Here is a 2,241-nt window from a genome sequence, read left to right as displayed (position 1 = left end):
TACAGTCAAACCACAGGACCTACTCAGTGAATGTGTGGATCAAAGTCGGGTGAGAGTGTCGAGACCGCCCCGGAATTGCAGCTCCGACGTGCTCAGGACTGGCCGGGCTTTCGCTGGGCGTGAGAATCAGTTGTCGAGTATTTCCCGGCATTGTTCCGGGGTGTTGCCTTGCTGCAGGCAATTCGACCACAGGACCTGGGGATGGTTCGGCGGATTCGTTACTGTCGGGGTGCTTGTCGTGGTCCGAGGAGTGCCAGCTGTTGGCGGTGCATCGGTCATTCCGGCTTCGGCCCGAGGGTCGGGGAAGGTCATTCCTAGTGAGTTGGTGCACGTGGTTCCGTCGCAGGATCCTCCGTTGGCGGTGATTTCGCTGACCCGGTTGATCGCTGCGGGGCCGGCGCATTCGTCCGTCCAACCGTATGTTCCGTCCGTGAACGCGGTGTTCGGGCCGGGCGAGGTGCAGTAGTCGATGTGCTTGGTCACCGCCGGCGTGGGCGTGTCGATGAATGTTGCCTCCGCTGTGGGCGGTTCGACGATGGTTTCCGTCGTGGGTTCCACAATCGTGGTACTGGAGACCGGTGTGAGTGTCCCTGAGGAGCTCGGTGTCGTGGCGGTTGCAGTTGCTCCCTCAGACGAGGCAGGTTCGGTGGATGTGCCCTGGTCGCTGCATGCACTGAGCGCGAGAAGCAGGATCGGCGCTGCTAGCCAGGATTTTTTCATTGTCATTTGTGATCGCTTCATCCTGTGGACGGGTCGGCGTGTGGTGGCAGAGCTAGGACGGGTGTCAGCGGCGCATTTCTGCGTACGCTTGTCGCCGCAGCTGTCGAAGTTGCCGCCCATCGGCCAGTTGCCAGTCCCTCCAACCGTGCCGTTGCCGGCCCATGATGTCCGTCAACGGCGCCGAGGGTGGCCCGTAGCGTTTCCCGTCGACGTCGAGGGCCCCGTCCCGCGTGATCGTTGCGATGTAGGTGAGCCCGCGGCCGGTATCGTGATACGTCAGCTGGTCGCCGACCTGTAGATGGCCGAAGAGCATGAGCTGCAAGATGTCGTCGTCGTACGCGATCGGGGCGGAAGACGGCATGATTCGATCGGGTTGGTGTGTGAGCATGGAGGATTCGGATGTCGAATCGTCGCCGTCGCACGAGTTCGGATTCGCCTCGTCAGGTTGTGCGGTTGCGGTGGCTGCACCCGCGAGACGATGTTCCGTTGTAGGTGTCGGTATCTCGACTTTGTCTGCGTGTTGGTTTCCCGAGCCCACGAGGTTTCCGATCCCGCGGCCCACCCACCCGAGCCCGGATCCGACTCCTGAGACACCGGCACCGATCGCTTTGCCGGCCGCGCCGGCGACAGCACTGCCTGCGGACGCTGCCCGACTGCCGACTTCCGCCAGGGCGTCGACGACGCTGGGACTCTCGTGGTCGGTCCATCCCATGACCTGGCTGCCACGTGCCTGCGCGAAGTCGTCGAGGTCGTTCTTGAGTTTGACGATGTCGTGTTTGAGATTGTGGGCGGCGCCCCACCGGAATCCGTCGAGTCGGTGCATTTTTGCAAAGTTCGACAGTTCCGACCGCGCGTGCAGCAACAGTTCGCCGTCGCGTTCGAAATGCTCTGCCAGCACTGTGCGTGCGTCGTCGAGCACCACCTGCAGATGCTGCGGCTCGGTGGCCTGCACGCGCGCGATCCGCAACCGCTGCCACAGATAGAGCGACTGCTCACCGACCACCAACAGGTGCAGGGATTCGCCGAGCCGGTTCTCTTCGATTGCTCGGCGGAGATAGTCGGCGCGATCCTGGACCGGGCGAGTGGCATCGAACCCGGCCAAGGTGCGTTTGACGTGTTCTCGGAGGCGTTCGATGGTCACATTCAGGGTGGGCCGGAGTCCGGCAACAGATTCCCAGTCTGCGGTCGGCAGTGTTCCGTGTTCGTCGAGGGTGGTGACGAGCCGATCCAAGGTTGTGAAATGACCGACCACGTCACCGACTCGGGACGCTTGGGCGAGGGCGAGGAGTTGTTCGACTTTACCGTCGACGCGGGCGATCGATTCGTTCACCGACGCGATGGCCACCGAGAGGGCGACCTGCACCGCGATGAGTTGGAAGGACAGTGCTTGGGTGGGGCCGAGGGATACTTTCTGCCATTGCAGTTGCTGGCGGAACTTCCCTGCTTGGTCGACGACGGTCATTCGGAAGAACCCGCTGTCACCCGGCAACGCTTTGTACGTCTTCAATGCCTGGACGCTGT

General features: G+C 62.5%; 2 protein-coding genes. Both read right to left on the bottom strand.

Annotated features, from left to right (window positions below):
* Positions 1-126 precede the first annotated feature (126 nt).
* Complete coding sequence (locus ABWI03_RS34105; protein WP_073513841.1) at positions 127-726, bottom strand: hypothetical protein; 600 nt, start codon at positions 724-726, stop codon at positions 127-129.
* A gap of 58 nt (positions 727-784) precedes the next feature.
* Positions 785-2,241, bottom strand: a 1,457-nt coding sequence (locus tag ABWI03_RS34100) for a restriction system modified-DNA reader domain-containing protein (RefSeq protein WP_298776188.1), incomplete at its 5' end; no start/stop codon positions are given.

This window comes from Rhodococcus baikonurensis, assembly GCF_040489275.1.
Lineage (GTDB): Bacteria > Actinomycetota > Actinomycetes > Mycobacteriales > Mycobacteriaceae > Rhodococcus_F > Rhodococcus_F baikonurensis.
This window is presented reverse-complemented; position numbering and strand designations above follow the sequence as displayed.